1 protein-coding gene is annotated in these 288 nt (G+C 72.9%); it reads left to right on the plus strand.

Features of this window, described 5'->3' with window-relative positions; translation table 11 throughout:
• Window positions 1-94 precede the first annotated feature (94 nt).
• On the plus strand, window positions 95-288 hold a 194-nt coding region (locus AC5RV2_RS19235), incomplete at its 3' end, for a ComEA family DNA-binding protein (RefSeq protein ID WP_494093651.1).

Below are 288 nucleotides of genomic sequence, written 5' to 3' on the forward strand. Positions count from 1 at the left end.
GCCGGGCGCGCCAGGCCCCGCCGGACCACCAGCCCGGAGGCCGGCACTTCCGGCGGTTGCCTCACGGGCGACGGCCGATGCTGCGTTCGAACCGGTGGATGTTAATGCGGCCACCGCCCGCGAACTCGAAACGCTGCCCGGATTCTCGCGTGCGCTTGCCAAAAAGGCCGTCCAGGTCAGGGAGAAGCGCGGCGGCTTCACCTCAGAACAGGACTTCGCCGCCGCCCTGGACCTGCCGCCGCACGTCTTCCAGCGGCTGCGCGGCCGCATCGCCTGCCGCCGCCGGCC

Source organism: Arthrobacter sp. Y3225116 (genome assembly GCF_059091245.1).